The 16,055-nt window shown below is 69.9% G+C and carries 12 protein-coding genes; 4 read left to right on the forward strand and 8 right to left on the reverse strand.

The window, feature by feature from the left end; all coding sequences use genetic code 11:
• Positions 1-24: 24 nt before the first annotated feature.
• The 7 genes from OHS70_RS34355 to OHS70_RS39195 form a co-directional block, all read right to left on the reverse strand.
• Positions 25-1,287, reverse strand: coding sequence for a tyrosine-type recombinase/integrase (locus OHS70_RS34355; RefSeq protein ID WP_328404062.1), 1,263 nt, complete (start codon positions 1,285-1,287; stop codon positions 25-27).
• Between the two features lie 206 nt (positions 1,288-1,493).
• Positions 1,494-2,822 carry an LLM class flavin-dependent oxidoreductase gene (locus tag OHS70_RS34360; protein ID WP_328404064.1) on the reverse strand — a complete coding sequence of 443 codons (1,329 nt, stop codon included), beginning with the start codon at positions 2,820-2,822 and terminating at the stop codon, positions 1,494-1,496.
• 10 nt (positions 2,823-2,832) lie between these two features.
• The gene (locus OHS70_RS34365; protein WP_328404066.1) at positions 2,833-3,732 is read right to left on the reverse strand and encodes an ABC transporter permease; all 900 of its coding nucleotides are present in this window, start codon (positions 3,730-3,732) and stop codon (positions 2,833-2,835) included.
• Complete coding sequence (locus tag OHS70_RS34370; RefSeq protein WP_328404068.1) at positions 3,729-4,538, reverse strand: ABC transporter ATP-binding protein; 810 nt, start codon at positions 4,536-4,538, stop codon at positions 3,729-3,731. Before OHS70_RS34370 ends, OHS70_RS34365 begins: the two co-directional genes overlap by 4 nt.
• A 3-nt stretch (positions 4,539-4,541) precedes the next feature.
• Entirely contained in the window at positions 4,542-5,558 is a 1,017-nt protein-coding gene (locus OHS70_RS34375) for an ABC transporter substrate-binding protein (protein ID WP_328404070.1), read from the reverse strand.
• Positions 5,559-5,569: 11 nt separating this feature from the next.
• Positions 5,570-6,139 carry an NADPH-dependent FMN reductase gene (gene ssuE / locus OHS70_RS34380; protein WP_328404072.1) on the reverse strand — a complete coding sequence of 190 codons (570 nt, stop codon included), beginning with the start codon at positions 6,137-6,139 and terminating at the stop codon, positions 5,570-5,572.
• Between the two features lie 322 nt (positions 6,140-6,461).
• Positions 6,462-6,605, reverse strand: a complete 144-nt coding sequence (locus OHS70_RS39195; RefSeq protein WP_356911217.1) for a putative leader peptide — start codon at positions 6,603-6,605, stop codon at positions 6,462-6,464.
• 331 nt (positions 6,606-6,936) lie between these two features.
• On the opposite strand from OHS70_RS39195, the gene OHS70_RS34385 reads away from it, so the two are divergent.
• Positions 6,937-10,377, forward strand: coding sequence for a phosphodiester glycosidase family protein (locus OHS70_RS34385; RefSeq protein ID WP_443062775.1), 3,441 nt, complete (start codon positions 6,937-6,939; stop codon positions 10,375-10,377).
• 124 nt (positions 10,378-10,501) lie between these two features.
• A complete protein-coding gene (locus OHS70_RS34390; RefSeq protein ID WP_443062776.1) occupies positions 10,502-12,670 on the forward strand; it encodes a SpoIIE family protein phosphatase in 2,169 nt (722 codons plus the stop codon).
• A gap of 152 nt (positions 12,671-12,822) precedes the next feature.
• On the opposite strand, the gene OHS70_RS34395 is transcribed toward OHS70_RS34390, so the two are convergent.
• Positions 12,823-13,866: an enoyl-CoA hydratase/isomerase family protein gene (locus OHS70_RS34395; protein ID WP_328404074.1), complete on the reverse strand. Its 1,044-nt coding sequence runs from the start codon at positions 13,864-13,866 to the stop codon at positions 12,823-12,825.
• Between the two features lie 567 nt (positions 13,867-14,433).
• On the opposite strand from OHS70_RS34395, the gene OHS70_RS34400 reads away from it, so the two are divergent.
• Positions 14,434-14,646, forward strand: a complete 213-nt coding sequence (locus tag OHS70_RS34400; RefSeq protein WP_328404076.1) for a hypothetical protein — start codon at positions 14,434-14,436, stop codon at positions 14,644-14,646.
• A 383-nt stretch (positions 14,647-15,029) separates the two neighbouring features.
• The gene (locus OHS70_RS34405) at positions 15,030-16,001 is read left to right on the forward strand and encodes a PstS family phosphate ABC transporter substrate-binding protein (protein ID WP_328404078.1); all 972 of its coding nucleotides are present in this window, start codon (positions 15,030-15,032) and stop codon (positions 15,999-16,001) included.
• Positions 16,002-16,055: the final 54 nt, after the last annotated feature.

Genomic DNA, 16,055 nt, shown 5'->3' on the forward strand with positions numbered 1-16,055 from the left:
CGACACGCCTTCCAGAAGCCCTCCTCAGCCAGAGGCCAACAAACGCAACCCCGTCTCCGGACTCGCCGACGCCATCGCAGCCTCCACCGCCTCACTGATCTCACCGTCCAACTCCCTCAGGAGATGCCCGTAGCGATCGATCGTCGTGGTGATCGACTCGTGCCCAAGCCTCGCCTGAATCGCCGGGGACGGGATCTTCGCTGCGATCAGCCACGCAACATGCGTATGCCGCAAGTCATGGATGCGAGGCTGCTTCTGCAAGCCCTTCTGAACAGCTGCCTCGACAGCCGGCTGCCACCGGCGTTGGTAGAAGTTCGCGTGCAACCAGGGCCTACCAAGATCGGTTCGGAACACGAACGCCTCGGCCGACTGCCCGACCACCCTGCGCCGCGCAATCTCTGCCAGCGAGGGCGACAGCGCAATCACCCGCCGCGCCTTCCTCGTCTTAGGAGGGCCGAGGAAGAACGACCGCCCGCTCCCCGTCGCAGCCCGCTTCCAAGCACGCTGCACACTGGCAGTCGGGACGGCAGCGTTCAGATTCAGATCCCGGACCTGCAGCGCAGTGGCCTCACCCCACCGCATCCCGGTACCTACAAGCCAGTCGGTGAGATCCCGTGCGTGAGGGTCCCAGATCTCGCTTGCAACGCGCAGGTACTCGCCGCGTTCAAGGTATGTCATCTCCTCCTCGATCAGGTGGTCCACGCGAGGGAGCCGAGTGTTCTGGCAACAGTTCTTGGTACGCAGCTGCGGCTCAGCTTCGACTGCTGCTTGCACGAAGCAGTGCAAAAGTCCGTGTCGCTTAGCAAGCGACTTGGGATGCGCAGGCTTTCTCACCCATCGCTGGGGGTCCTGCGGGTCTCTGAGACCGGATTCTTCCAGCCGTATCCAGTCACGAACGTCGTCAGCCGTCAGGTTGCAGATTGTCGCGGGAACTAACGCACCAGTCGGCAGAGTGTGGCGAGCCAGCGAGATGTGGAGGCGTATCTCCCGCCGATAGTCCTCGCGAGTGAGTTCGTCCACTCCGGTGAGCCGATCGACACACCGGTAGGCCCATTCAACCAGTGGAACGTCATCCGGATAGGTCTCCGGTTCTGCGAATCCATGGCCGCGGACCCAGCCCCGAGGCCACTGCTGACCGTGGGCATCGACCAGCTTCTTGAATTGTTCTGCCGACGGCCGGCTGCCGAACTTCTCGTTCTGCTGGCGGCCCCCGCGCCCACCTTCTCGCCAGCGGACCTGAAAGGTCACGGTTCCGTCCTTGCACGCACGTTCCACAATGTTCGCCATGACCCCCAACCTACGGTGAACAAGAAAGAGTAGTGCTCCCACCGTGCTCCCACGCTGGGAGAACAACTCGTCGTGAATCAGAGAAACTTGCAGGTCAAGCACCCCCCAGCAGCCGGTTCCGTACGCCTACACGACGAAACCGGTACTGGTCATGGGAATGCTGCCTCTCTACGGATGGAACCGGTGGACGGGAAGGTCGGGCGGAATCAGGCGGCCGCGCGGCCGGCGGGCCGCTCGAGGCCGTAGCGGTCGCGCAGCGTGCGCCCCGCGTACTCGGTGCGGAACAGCCCCCGCCGCTGCAGCAGTGGCACGACATGGTCGACGAAGTCGTCGAGGCCGCCGGGCAGATACGGCGGCATGATGTTGAAGCCGTCCGCCGCTCCCTGGGTGAACCACTCCTCGAGCTGGTCGGCGATCTGCTCCGGCGTACCCGCGAACACCCGGTGCCCGCGGCCGCCGCCGAGCCGGGCGATCAGCTCGCGGATGGTCAGGCTCTCGCGCCGGGCCAGCTCAGCCACGAGCGTGAACCGGGACTTGTTGCCGTTGATGTCGCGCTCCTCGGGGAGCTCGGGCAGCGGCCCGTCCAGCGGCAGACCGGTCAGATCGGTGCCGAGCATCCCGGAGAGCTGCTGCAGACCGTACGCGGGGACCTGCAGATCGGTCAGCTCGTCCTCGAGCGCCCGGGCCTCGGCCTCGGTGCCTCCGATGACCGGGCAGATCCCCGGCAGGATCTTCAACTGGTCCGCCGTGCGGCCGTACTTCGCCAGGCGCGACTTCAGGTCCTTGTAGAACGTCTGCCCGTCGGCGAGCGTCTGCTGGGCGGTGAACACCGCCTCCGCGTACCGCGCAGCGAACTCCTTCCCGTCCTCCGACGATCCGGCCTGCACCAGCAGTGGATGGCCCTGCGGTGAACGCGGCACATTGAGCGGACCGTCGACCCGGAAGTGGTCGCCGCGGTGGTCGATCGCACGGACCGCGCCCTCCTCGGCGTAGACACCGCGCTCGCGGTCGATGACGGCCGCGTCGTCCCGCCAGCTGTCCCACAGGGCGCGCGTCACGTCGAGGAACTCGGCGGCCCGCTCGTAGCGCAGCGAGTGCTCCAGGTGCTCCTCGCTGCCGAAGTTGCGCGCCTCGGCCACATTGCCCGAGGTGACGATGTTCCAGCCGGCGCGGCCGCCGCTGAGATGGTCGAGCGAGGCGAACTTCCGGGCCACATGGAAGGGTTCGTTGAACGTGGTGGAGACCGTAGCGATCAGACCGATGTGCTCGGTCGCCACGGCCAGCGCGGACAGCAGGGTCAGCGGCTCGAATCCGCCGACCGCGTTGTAGCGGGCATTGCCCCACAGGGCGACGCCGTCCGCGAGGAACAGCGAGTCCAGCTTGCCGCGCTCCGCGGTACGGGCGAGCTCCTGGAAGTACGACAGATCGGTGATCCGCTCGGGCTGGGTGAGCGGGTGGCGCCAGGCGGCGTCGTGGTGGCCCGCGTTCATCAGGAACGCGTTGAGATGGAACTGCCGTGGGGTATCGGCGGACATGGGCTGGTCCTCAGTTTCCGGTAGGGGTGCGCCAGGACGTGAAACGGCGCTCGATCGCCACGAGCAGCTGGTTGAAGGCGACGCCGATGGCGGAGATGGTGATGATCCCGGCGTACATCTCGGGGATCGCGAAATTGAACTGCGAGGCGTTGACCAGATAGCCGAGCCCGGCCTTCGCGCCGACCATCTCGGCGGCGACCAGCACCAGGATCGCCCCGGCGCCGGCCAGCCGGATGCCGGTGAACACGGTCGGCACGGACGCGGGCAGGATCACCTTCTGGAAGATCCTCGGGGCCGGTAGATCCATCGACCGGGCGAGCCGGAGCAGCGTCGGATCGACCGTGCGCACGGCGCTGATGGTGTTCAGCAGGATCGGCCAGGTGCAGGCGTACAGCACGATGGAGACCTTCGAGGTCTCGCCGATGCCCAGCAGCAGGACGAACACCGGCAGCAGCGCGAGCGCCGCCGTGTTGCGGAAGACCTCCAGCAGCGGCTCGAGGAAGTCCGCGAGCGGCCGGTACCAGCCGATCAGCAGGCCCAGCGGCACCGCGAAGGCGACGGCCAGTCCGAATCCCGTGAACGAGCGGCCCAGACTGGCCCAGGTGTGCTCGCCGAGCTGCCCGTCCCGCAACAACTGCCACCAGGCGACGGCCACTTCGGAGAAGGGCGGCAGGAAGGTCCGGTCGACCAGACCGAGCCGTGGCGCCGCCTCCCACACGGCGATCAGCGTCAGGACCGCCACGGTGCGGGTGAAGACGCCCACCATGGCCCGGCCGGCGCGGCGCAGGAGGGACGGCGCCCTGGGCACTTGGGCGGGGGCGGCGGGCACGGCCGGCACGGCGTCGGTGCCGGGGTCCGCGCCGATCGCACCGACGGCCGGCCGGGCCGTCTTCTCGGTGATGATGCTCATGGCGCTGCGGCCTCCCTCTCCTGTTGCTGCGCGCGGGTGACCTCGTCGCGCAACAGGCTCCAGATCTGACGGCGGTGGTGCGCGAACTCGGGGCTGGAGCGCGGATCGTCGTCGGCCGCACGGGCACCGAGACCGATCGGCACGATCTCCTTGATGCGGCCGGGCCGCGAGGTGAGCACGGCGACCCGCTGACCGAGCCGTACCGCCTCGTCGATGCCGTGCGTGATGAAGACGATCGTCTTGCCGGTGCGCTGCCAGATCCGCAGCAGCTCGTCCTGCAACGACTCGCGGGTCTGGGCGTCCAGCGCCGCGAACGGCTCGTCCATCAGCAGGACATCGGGGTCGTAGGCGAGGCTGCGGGCGATCGCTACCCGCTGGCGCATCCCGCCGGACAGCTCATGCGGATGACGGTCCTCGAAGCCGCTCAGCCCCACCAGCGCCAGATAGTCCCTGGCACGGCCGGCCCGTTCGCGGCGCGGCACACCGGTGGCCTCCAGGCCGAACTCCACATTTCCCAGGGCCGTGCGCCACGGCAGGAGCGCGTACTGCTGGAAGACGATGCCCCGGTCCAGACCCGGACCGGTCACCGGCTCGCCGTCCAGCAGGATCTCGCCGCTGGTGGGCCGGGACAGACCGCCGAGCAGATCGAGCAGCGTCGATTTGCCGCAGCCGCTCGGACCGACGATCACGGTGAACTCCCCGGCGGCGATGTCGAGATCGATGCCGTCCAGCGCCGTGACGTCCGGGTGCCCGCCCTTGACGGGGAAGGCCTTCGAGATGCCCCGGAAGCTGATTTTCGCGGTCATGTGTCACCGCCCCTTCGTGGCGGCGGCGTTGAACTCGTTGGTGTAGAGCTGGTCGACGTCGACCTGTCCGGCCTTGATGTCCCCACGGTCGGACAGCCAGTCGTTCCAGACGGTCAGTTCCTGCGCGGCGATACGGCCGCCGGGAGCCGAGACGCCGTAGGAGCGCCAGTACTTGAGCGGCTCTGCGCTCTCGTTTCGGCCGCGCTTGCCGACGATCTCGGTCAACTTGGCCACGACCTCGTCGCGCGGGGTGGTGCGTGACCAGTCCAGGGCCTTGCCGACGCCTGTCACGAAGATGCCGACGGTCTCGGGGTTCTGCTCGATGAAGCGCTTGGTGAACACATAGCTGCCGGCGCTGAAGGCTCCCCGCAGGTCGTAGTCGCTGAACAGCTTGCGCAGGCCGCCGGTCTCCAGAGCCTTGTCGCGCAGGATGCCGCCGAGGACGCCCACCTCGATCTGGCCGCGGCGCAGCGACTGTTCGGTGTTGACGGGCGGGACGACGATCCGCTCGACGCGTCCGGACTCGGCCCGGCTCAGGCCGTGGTTTTTCAGATAGATGTCGAGCATCGCCTCGTGGTGCGCGCCGAGGGTGTTCATACCGACCTTTTTGCCGAGCAGGTCGCGCGGGGAGCGTATGGGGCTGTCCTCGGTGACGTAGAAGCCGTTGAAGGCGTGCTTGTCGGCGCCGTAGTAGCTGACCACCGCCTTGATGGGGGCCTTGCCGGCAGCGAGTTTGACGACGGCGCCGTTGAACGCGCCGCCGAAGTCGGTCTGACCGGAGGCCGCGGACTGGATGTCCTGCGGGCCGCTGATCGTGTTGCCGACCCACTTGAGTTCCAGGTCCTCCAGATGGCCGAGGGCCGCGGCGAGTTCGGCGGGGCTGACCGCTCCGGCCGAGCCTTGGTAGCGCAGCGTTCTGGTGTTGCGTACGCCGCTGCCGCTCGCCGTGCCGCAGCCGGCGACCGCCAGGGCGGAGAGTCCGGTCAGGGCGAGGAAGGTACGTCGGGATGTGGTGTGCACGGGGGATTCCTTCACAGGGCACGGGAGGCGGACGTCGCCGCACCGGCGGACGGGACGGGCAGGGCGTGGATGAACTCGTCGACGACGTCGAACAGGCGCAGGGCGGCCTCCGGGCGCAGCTGCGCTCCGCCGTCCGTGAGCCGTTCGACATGGCTGTCGAGGAAGAAGGACCCGGCCACGACATGCCGGGCGCCGAGGGCCGACAGCACGGGACGCAGGGCGTAGTCGATGGTGAGGACATGGGCGAGGCTGCCGCCGGTGACCAGCGGCAGCACGGTCTTTCCGGCCAGGCCGGACTGCGGCAGCAGATCGAGGAAGGCCTTCAGCAGCCCGGTGTACGAGGCCTTGTAGACGGGCGTCGCCACGATCAGAGCGTCCGCGGCGGCCACCTGCTCGGCGGCCGAGCGCAGAGCTGGGTGGTCGGTCCGGCCGGACAGCAGCTCTGCGGCGGGCAGTTCACGCACTCGAAAATGGCCGGCGTCGAAGCCGGTGACGGCCAGCCGCCCCAGGGCCTGCTCGACCAGCAGTTCGGTGCGCGAGTTCACGGACGGGCTTCCGGAGAGAGCCAGGATGGAGGTCATCAGTCATTCCGTTTCGGGGTACGCGAAGGTGCCTGGGACGGTGTCAGGAAAAGAAGGCCCGTCCAGGGAAATGGGTCGGCGAAAGAGGAAATGAGAAATGCGGAACAGCTGAAATGAGATGCATGCCCGTGGCATGAGGAATCAGCCGGGGTGATGCTCCGGGAATCCCGCCGTGGGTCCGCGGTCGCGAACCGTGGCCGCGGCCTTGGGGCAGTGGCCCCTGGCGGCAGGTCTCAGACCGGCTGTTGCCCCCGGCGCAGGGGCCGGGAGGCGGGAGAGGACCTGGTTCCGGACAGGGAAAGGGAGTTCAGCTGCGCGTGTTTCAGCGGCCGGCGGCACACAGTGCGCTGGCGAGCCGTCGGAGATCGACGTGCAGGCGCGATACGAGAATGTCAGCTTGACTCACACCGCTGAGAATGTCAGCGATATCCGGCCACGTCAATGTCCACGTGAAATCGTCTCGCATCGTGAATTGTTACAGATTTCTTTCGCCGCCCGCTCCCGTGCCCCGCGGGCGGAGAACCTGTGCTTGGTGCGGTGTCGTGAACGCACCGGCACGCGCCCACCGCGATGCCGCCGGCCCCCGACACCTCGCGCAGGCAGGCGTGGTGACGTCGCGTCGGTACGTCCGGTCACGCGAAGATGTCCGAGCATTCCCCCACTGTGACCCTTTGCCCTCTGGTGCGTATGTCCCGGCCCCGCGATGCTGAGCGCCGACAGCGCTTACTGCATGCTCAACCATCCTTGCTCCTGGAGAAGTTGTGGGCCCTGGCAGCAGAGCAAGACACCTCGTCGTGCTGGGCGCGACCCTGTCCGCACTGGTGGCGGGCGCCGCCACCCCCGCCGTCCCCGTCCCCCCGCCCCGCCCCACCGCCGAGATGCTGCGTCCCGTGGCACCGCCGCCCGCGCACTCGGCAGCAGGCGCAGACACCGCCGTCGCCGACGAGAGCGGCATCGAGACCGCTCGCAGCACCCGGCCGATCGCCCCCGGTGTCGAACTCACCTCCTACGACCGGCTCGAGGCCGACAAGTGGCTGCGCGTCGACGCCCTCTCCGTCGACCTCGGCGAGAGCAGCGGCATCCAGGCCGACTACCTCTCCTCCGGGAAGGTCGCCGACCGGCGCAGCGTCTCCGAACTCGCCGCCCGGCACGAGCCGGGCCCGGGCCGGCGCACCGTCGCCGCCGTCAACGCGGACTTCTTCGACATCAACGAGACCGGCGCACCCCTGGGGACCGGTATCAGGGACGGCCAGGTCACCCACTCGCCCGCGCCGGGCGCCCACCGGGCCGTCGGCATCGGTCCCGGCGGCGTGGGACGCATCCTGGAGCTCTACTTCGAGGGCACGCTGACGCTGCCCTCCGGCGAGCACGGGCTCGCCGCGTACAACGCCGCGAACGTTCCGGCCGGATCGGTCGGCGCATACACCGCCGCCTGGGGCGAGGCCGACCGCGCTCTGACGGTGGACGCCGCGGCCCCGGTCGCGGAGGCGGTCGTACGCGACGGGAAGGTGGCCGAGGTCAGGGACCGTCCGGGCAGCGGACCGATCCCCGCCGGCACCACCGTGCTGGTCGGCCGTGAGGCCGGGGCGTCCCTGCTGACGGCACTGCGGCCCGGCGACCCGGTGCAACTGGCGTACCGGCCCCGTACCGGCAGCGGACCCGTCCCACGGACCGCCGTCGGCGGCCGGGAACTCCTCGTCGTCGACGGAGTGGCACAGAACCACGACGGTGCGGGCAACAACACCCCCGCCCCGCGCACCGCCGTCGGCTTCTCCAAGGACGGCCGCGCGATGCAGCTGATCACGATAGACGGCCGCCAGGCCGACAGCGGCGGCGTCACCCTGACCCAGCTCGGCCGGATGATGAAGGACACCGGCGCACACAGCGCGCTCAACCTCGACGGCGGCGGATCGTCCACCCTCGTCGCCCGCGGGCCGGGCACCGACACCCTCCAGGTGGAGAACAGCCCCTCCGACGGCAGCGAACGCACCGTCCCCAACGGCCTCGCCCTGACCGCCCCCGACGGCAGCGGACAGCTGCGCGGCTACTGGGTGCAGGCGGCCGTCCCCGCCGCCACCGCACCCACCGCCGACCCGGTCCGCGGCGGCCACCCCGAGCGGGTGTTCCCAGGACTGACCCGCACCCTGACGGCCGCCGGATACGACGAGACCTACGGCCCCGCGGCCGGCACGCCGCGCTGGCGCTCCCTGCGGCCCGACACCGGACGCGTCGACAGCACAGGCGTCTTCCGCGCACTGCGCAGCGGCACGGCCTCCGTACGGGCCGAACACGCCGGCGTGCACGGCGACATCGGCCTGACCGTGCTCGGCAGGCTCGCCCGGATCGAGCCGACCACCCTGCGCGTGGGCCTCGCCGACGCCTCGTCCACCGGTACGTTCGGCGTCCTCGGACTCGACGCACAGGGCAACAGCGCCCCGGTGGAGCCCCGCGACGTACGACTCGACTACGACCGCACCCTCTTCGACGTCCACGACGACGGCCGAGGCTCCTTCGCCGTCAGCTCGCGCACCGGCAGCGGCGCCGGAAGGATCACCGCCACCGTCGCCGGCGTCACCACCGCGCTCGCCGTCAGCACCGGCCTCGCCGAACAGAGCGTCACCGACTTCGACGACGCCGCGGCCTGGACATTCAGCCAGGCCCGCGCGAGCGGCAGCGCCTTGCCCACCCCGCTCGGACACAGCGGCACCGGCCTGGAACTCACCTACGACTTCACACAGTCCACCGCGACCCGGGCCGCCTATCTCAACCCGCCGCAGGCCATCGCCGTACCCGGCCGGCCGCAGTCCTTCACGCTCTGGATCAACGGCGACGGCAAGGGTGCCTGGCCCACCTTGCACCTCAAGGACGCCGCCGGCTCCGACCAGTTGCTGCGCGGACCGTACGTCACCTGGACCGGCTGGCGGCAGATCACCTTCGCCGTACCGCCGGCGGCCGCGACCCCGCTCAGCGTCCACCGGTTCTATCTCGCCGAGACCGGTCCGGCCCGGCAGTACACCGGCCGCATCGTGATCGACCGCCTGAGCGCGCAGGTGCCGCCCCCGGTCGACCTGCCCGACCCGCCGCGCGTCACCGATCCGCTGATCGACCCCGCCGCGGTCACCCAAGGCCGCGACTGGCGGTTCGCGGTGATGTCCGACGCGCAGTTCGTCGCCCGAGATCCGGGCAGTCCCCTCGTCCAGCAGACCCGCCGGACCCTGCGCGAGATCAAGGCGGCGCGGCCCGACTTCCTCGTCATCAACGGCGACCTCGTCGACGAGGGCTCCCCGGCCGACCTCGCCTTTGCCCGCCGCATCCTCACCGAGGAGCTCGTCGACGAACTGCCCTGGTACTACGTGCCGGGCAACCACGAGGTGATGGGCGGGAAGATCGACCATTTCATCGCCGAATTCGGCCCCGCACACCGGGTCTTCGACCACCGCGGCACCCGTTTCATCACCCTCGACACCTCCAGCCTGAGTCTGCGCGGCGGCGGCTTCGCCCAGATCAGGGCCCTGCGGGCGCAGTTGGACGCGGCGGCGAAGGATCCCGCCGTCGGTTCGGTGATGGTCATCGAGCACGTGCCGCCACGCGACCCGACCGTGCAGAAGGGCAGTCAGCTCAGCGACCGGAAGGAGGCCGCGCTCGTGGAGGACTGGCTTGCCCGGTTCCGTCGTACGACGGGCAAGGGCGCAGGGCTCATCGGCAGCCATGTCGGCGTCTTCCACGCCGCGCACGTGGAAGGGGTGCCGTACCTGATCAACGGCAACACCGGGAAGACCCCCGCGGGCCCGGCGGACCAGGGCGGCTTCACCGGCTGGTCACTCGTCGGCGTCGACACGCTCTCGCGGGCCGAGCAGGCGGCGGCCCGCCTCCCGCCGTGGACCGGGCGGCCCGACTGGCTGTCCGTCCAGACCCGCGCCCACACCGACGCCCTCGACCTGGCGGCCCCCGCGCTGCTGCGGCCGGGTGACGCGGACGATGTGCGGGCGACGGTGCAGCAGGGACCGCGCCGGGTCCCGGCCGCCTTCCCGATGAGTGTCGACTGGACCGGGTCCCCGAATCTCCACATCGGCCGTGCGAAGGACGCCCGCCCCCGGCACGCGGCCACGTTCGACCCGGTGACCGGCCGCCTCACCGCCCTGCGGGAGGGCCGGATCACCCTCGCGGTCACGGTGGCCGGGATCACCCGGCGCACCGAGGTCCCCGTCGTGGCCGTCGCCGCCGGCCGGGTGGCGTAGCCGGTCCGGGGCGCTGCGTACCGGCCCGTCCGGCACGCAGCCCCCCGCGGACCGCCTTCCCGCAGCCTCGCCGTGCGCGAAACCGTGCCAGCGGGCAGCCTGGAGCGTGAGCATTGCGCAGGAGGTGGTCCCCGTGTCCGATCGGCTCGCCTCCGGCACCGCACCGCCCGAGCAGGGAGGCGAGGACGCCCACCCCGTGCTGTCCCTGGCCCTGGCCTCGATGATGGATGACGTCCGGGCCCACTCGGGCGCCGTCTATCTGCTGTCCGAGGACGAGCAGACGCTCGAGATGGCCGTCATGGCCGGGCTGCCGCGTACCTTCGCGGCGCCCTGGGAACGGGTCTCGCTCACCTCGCCGCTCCCGGTCGCCGACGCCGTGCGCGAACGGCGGCTGATCTGGATCTCCGGCGAGGAGGACATGGCGAGCCGCTACCCCCGGATCGCCGTCGTCCTGCCCTATCCCTTCGCGCTGGCCGCGGTCCCTGTGGCGACGCCGGACACGGTGTACGGAGCCGTCTTCGTCACCTGGCCGGGCTCGCACGCACCGGACATCTCGGCTGCCGACCGCGCCCGTCTCAAGGCGGCCTGCGACCGGCTCGCACTGAGGCTGGAGCGGGCCGCGGAGAAAGGGCGTCCGGTCCTCCCCGAGGTCGACTTCGTCGGCACGGCGCCGGTGACCGGCACGAGCGGCGCCGCCGAAGCCGTGCAGATGGTCGCGCGGCTGCCCGACGGCATGTGCGCGCTCGACGTGAACGGGCGGGTGACCTTCGCCAACACCGCCGCGGCCGGCCTGCTCGGCGTGTCCGTCGCCGACCTGCTCGGCGCACAGCTGTGGAACAGCCTGCCCTGGCTGAACGACCCCGTCTACGAGGACCGCTATCGCGCGGCCCTGCTCAGCCAGGAAGCCACGTCGTTCGTGGCCGTGCGCCCGCCCCAGGAATGGCTGATGTTCCGCTTCCACCCCAGCCGCAGCGGCATCAGCGTCCAGATCACGCCCGCTTCCGGCACGATCCAGGAGGTCCCGGCCGACGGCGCCATGAACCGCCCCACCCGGCTCGTGGCCATCTCCCACCTGCTCAACCTGGCCAGCGCGCTGACCGAGGCCGTCGGGGTGTCGGATGTGATCGAGCATGTCGCGGACGAGATCATGCCCGCCGTCGGCAGCCAGGCCCTGGTCCTGCTGGCCCCCGACGGCGGACGGCTGCGGGTGCTGGGGCACCGCGGGTACGACGACCCCGCGATCGTCAACCGTTTCGACGGCATGTCCCTGGACGCCCCGACGCCCGGAGCGCGGACCCTGGTGACCGGCGTGCCGTCGTTCTTCGAGTCCCGCGAACAACTGGAGCGCCTCTTTCCCACCCGGTCCGCGACCCCGGACGGCATGGCGGCGTGGGCGTATCTGCCGCTGATCGCCTCCGGACGGCCCGTCGGCACCTGCGTACTCGGCTACGCCCAACTGCACCCGTTCGCTCCCGACGAGCGCGCGGTGCTGACCGGCGTCGGCGGCCTGATCGCCCAGGCGCTGGAACGGGCGCGACTGTACGACGCCAAGTACAAGCTGGCCCACGGCCTGCAGTCCGCGCTGCTGCCGCACAGCCTGCCGCGGCTGTCCGGACTGGAGGTCGCCGCCCGCTACCTGCCCGGAACCCAGGGCATGGACATCGGCGGCGACTTCTACGACGTCATACGGACCACGGCGAACGGAGACGTGCTGGGCGGGGTGGTGCACACCGACGCCGCCGCCGTCATCGGAGACGTACAGGGGCACAATGTCGCCGCCGCCGGGCTCATGGGACAGGTGCGCACAGCGGTGCGCGCCTACACGGCCGTCGGTCAGCCGCCGGGCAAGGTCATGTCGAGCACCAACCGGCTGCTGATCGACCTGGACGCGGACCTGCTGGCCAGCTGCGTCTACCTGCACCTGGACCTGGAGGACCACCGTGTGCTGCTGGCCCGGGCCGGACACCCGCAGCCGCTGCTGCGTGACCCTGGGGGCGGTGTCCACATCCTCGACCTCGCCGGCGGCCCGCTGCTCGGCATCGATCCGTCGGCGGTCTACCCCACGACGGCGGTGCCTTTGGGCCCCGGCTCCGTACTCGTCCTGTACACGGACGGCCTGATCGAGAGGCCGGGCGTCGACATCGAGGACGCGCTCGCGGAACTGGCGGGGCGCCTCGCCCTGGAGGCGGACCGTCCGATCGAGGACCTGGCGGACTGCCTGCTCGGCGACAGCGCGCGTTCGTCCGACCGCAGCGACGACACGGCGCTGCTGCTGCTGCGCGCCCGGCGCTGATGGGGGTCGCCTCGCAGCCCTGGACGGGAGCCGGAGCCGAACGGAGGCGGGGCGACGCCGGTGTCCGCCCGCTCCGCAGCGGCACCGGGAACACTCCCGGCTCGGGCGCGGCCGGTCCCTGCGTCGTCCCGCCCGCGGCAGCGGGCCCGCACTCAGTCCGCCAGGCCCAGTTCCTCGTTCCCCAGCGGTGCGAAGTGCGCCGCCACGTCCGCCGCGGACACCTGTGAGAGCTCCGCGGGCGACCAGCGCGGCTCACGGTCCTTGTCGATGACCTGGGCGCGGATGCCCTCCACCAGGTCCGGGGCGGACAGGCCCGCACACGACACACGGAACTCCTGGTCCAGGACAGCTTCGAGGGAGCCCAGGGACCGGGCCCGGCGCATCGCGGCGAGGGTGACCTTCAGCGCGGTGGGCGACCGGGTCAGGATCGTCTCCGCGGTCTCCTTCGCCGCCCTCTCGCCGCAGGCCATCAGCCGTTCGAGGATCTCCTCCACGGAGTCGGCCGCGTAGCAGTGGTCGATCCACTCGCGATGGGCCGCCAGTTCACCCTCCAGGGCGGGAACCGCCGCATCCCGTACCGCCGCCGTCACGTCCCCGGACGCGAGTGACACGGCCAGTCCCGGCAGCCGGCCCGAGGGCACACAGTGGTCCGCGAGCCCCAGCAGCAGGGCGTCACCCGCACCGACCGCGTTGCCGGTGAGCGCCAGATGCGTGCCCAGCCCGCCGGGGGCCCGCGCCAGCAGATGCGTGCCACCGACGTCCGGGACCAACCCGATGGCGGTCTCCGGCATGGCGATCCGGGACCGCTCGGTGACCACACGCACGCTCCCGTGCGCGGAGACGCCCACGCCGCCGCCCATCACGATGCCGTCCATGAAGGCCACATACGGTTTCGGAAAGCGCGCGATACGGGCGTTGAGCCGGTACTCGTCCCGCCAGAACGCGACGGACTCACGCCCTTGGGAGCGTGCGTCGTCATGGATCGCGCGGATGTCCCCGCCCGCGCACAGCCCGCGTTCGCCGGCCCCCGAGATCACCACGACACCGATCGCGTCGTCCCGCTCCCACGCGGCAAGCGCCGTGTGGAGGGCCCGGACCATGTCATGGGTGAGCGCGTTCAGCGCCCGCGGCCGGTTGAGCGTGATGTACCCGGCCCGGCCCTCGGTGCGCAGCAGTACGGAGTCGTCGGGGGCCATGGTGTCTTCCTCCTGGCTGGTGGACCTGCGGCCCCATCCTCGCTCACCCGCCCGAGGCGGCACGCAGAGGCCCCGTGGCTCTAGGATCCGAGACTTCGTTAGCAATGAAGGCGAATCATTAGCAGCGAATTAGTAAGTCCGTGATCTCGTTGACAATGACTACGTTCAGTAGCGATCCCCTTCGAGGCTTTTTCGATCTCCGCTAAGGATGCGTTGCTCGTTCCTCGCACGGTTGACGGCGTGGCAGTACAGAGCGCGGGCAGCGCGCGCCGTACAGGCAAGAGACCCACGGCGTCGATCCGGTACGAGAACGCTTCGGTACGTGAAGTGCCGGTCCGGCAGCTGCGGTTGGCGGACTTCACGGAGTCGAAGCCGTGGCGAGATGTCCGGTCGGTGCACGGGATGACCCATCACTCGGGCAAGTACGCGTCCGCGACGACGGGCGGGCATGTGGTCTATGGGCTATCCCCGCTTGGACGGACTTCACCGGCCCCTTCCGCCTGAGGTCGCCTCACTTCCCCAACCGCTGCCTCCCGACCTCCACCGCATCCTGGTAGCGAAAAGCGGATGGACGCGCTCCGCTTGATCCCCGCGCTTCTGGGCATGCCCAGCCTGGCGGCGGCTGAACGAGCCCTCCTGGCGCGGCACCTCGGGCGCAACCTCAGCAGGATCGAGCGCATGGTCGGCTTCACGATCATCGAACGCACCCGCCCGCTCACCACAACAGGCCCTGGACAGAAACTTCTCGCCCGGGTCGAACGGCTTTTCCGAGAACTGTGACTCCGAGCGCCCGGCGCGCCCCCGCGCATCGCAGTTATGTAAGGGCCGGCAGCTGAGCACGAACACCCTCCGAGCTGCTCCGCGTTATCGCGACCATCGTTCAGACATTGCTGATCTGGGTGAGCTCTGGGCCGGCCGCCATCGTCGCGTCGCCCTTGTGCCCAGCCTCCCAGCAGGTGGTTGCTGGGACGGCCAGCTGCTGGCCAGGGATTCCCGCTTCAAGCACAGCGGACCACCGCTCGAACTTTCGCGGCATCCACCGCCTTCCGGCATGCTGGTCTTGAAACGGGGCTTATCTATATAGGCCAACGCTACGTACATCCCGCCCGGCGCACCACTTCCGCAGCGCTGGTACGCCAGCGCACACCAGGATCGAGGATCACGTGGGCCTCCCTTCCTTGCGACGGGCCAAGGCTCTGCTGGCCCTGGCAGCGGCTGCGCTGCTGCCAGTTAGTGCATGCGGCACCGACGCGGGCTCGAACGTGAACAGCGGCGACAAGCTGTCCGGCACGATCAAGGTCGACGGCTCCAGCACGGTGGCGCCGCTCTCCACGGTCGCGGCGCAGCTCTTCGAGCAGCGGAACCCCGGAGTGAAGGCCACGGTGGGCACCTCCGGTACCGGGGGTGGCTTCGAGAAGTTCTGCAACGGCGAGACCGACATCTCCGACGCATCGCGTCCGATCAAGGACGAGGAGAAGGCCGCCTGCGAGAGGAACGGCGTCGCCTTCGAGGAGTTCCAGGTCGCCAACGACGGTCTGTCGGTCGTGGTGAGCAAGGACAACGACTTCGCCGAGTGCCTCACGGTCGAGCAGCTGAAGAAGATCTGGGAGCCGGGATCCAAGGTCACCAACTGGAAGCAGGTCGACCCCAAGTTCCCGGACCTGAAGCTGGACCTCTTCGGCGCGGGCACCGACTCGGGCACCTTCGACTACTTCACCCAGGCGATCAACGGTGAAGAGGGCGCCTCCCGCACCGACTACTCGCCCAGCGAAGACGACAACGTCACCGTCCAGGGCGTCTCCGGCTCCAAGGAAGGCATGGGCTACCTCGGCCTGTCGTACTACGAGGAGAACAAGGACAACCTGAGGCTCCTGAAGATCGACGGCGGCGACGGCTGCGTCGAGCCCACCCAGGCCACGGTCCAGGACGGCACGTACAAGCCGCTGTCCCGCCCGCTGTTCATCTATCCCAAGGCGGCCTCGCTGGAGAAGAAGGAGGTCAAGGCGTTCGTCGAGTTCTACGTCGTGAGCCACGTCGACATCGCCAGGAAGGCCCTCTTCGTTCCGCTCAACAACCTGCAGGAAGCCGAGCTGAAGAAGGACTTCGAGAACCTCAAGCTCCAGCTCAAGTCATGACCTCCCGGCGGCGCGACCCGGCACAACAACGCTTCCGCGCTCCTGCAGGTGTGG

The sequence above is a fragment of the Streptomyces sp. NBC_00390 genome (assembly GCF_036057275.1).
In the GTDB taxonomy this organism is placed as follows: domain Bacteria; phylum Actinomycetota; class Actinomycetes; order Streptomycetales; family Streptomycetaceae; genus Streptomyces.

Coding starts and splice junctions, on each gene's coding strand:
- OHS70_RS34355 (WP_328404062.1), bottom strand. CDS start 1,287: ATGGCGAACATTGTGGAACGTGCGTGCAAGGACGGAACCGTGACCTTT.
- OHS70_RS34360 (WP_328404064.1), bottom strand. CDS start 2,822: ATGTCCGCCGATACCCCACGGCAGTTCCATCTCAACGCGTTCCTGATG.
- OHS70_RS34365 (WP_328404066.1), bottom strand. CDS start 3,732: ATGAGCATCATCACCGAGAAGACGGCCCGGCCGGCCGTCGGTGCGATC.
- OHS70_RS34370 (WP_328404068.1), bottom strand. CDS start 4,538: ATGACCGCGAAAATCAGCTTCCGGGGCATCTCGAAGGCCTTCCCCGTC.
- ssuE (WP_328404072.1), bottom strand. CDS start 6,139: ATGACCTCCATCCTGGCTCTCTCCGGAAGCCCGTCCGTGAACTCGCGC.
- OHS70_RS39195 (WP_356911217.1), bottom strand. CDS start 6,605: ATGCGAGACGATTTCACGTGGACATTGACGTGGCCGGATATCGCTGAC.
- OHS70_RS34395 (WP_328404074.1), bottom strand. CDS start 13,866: ATGGCCCCCGACGACTCCGTACTGCTGCGCACCGAGGGCCGGGCCGGG.
- OHS70_RS34400 (WP_328404076.1), top strand. CDS start 14,434: ATGGACGCGCTCCGCTTGATCCCCGCGCTTCTGGGCATGCCCAGCCTG.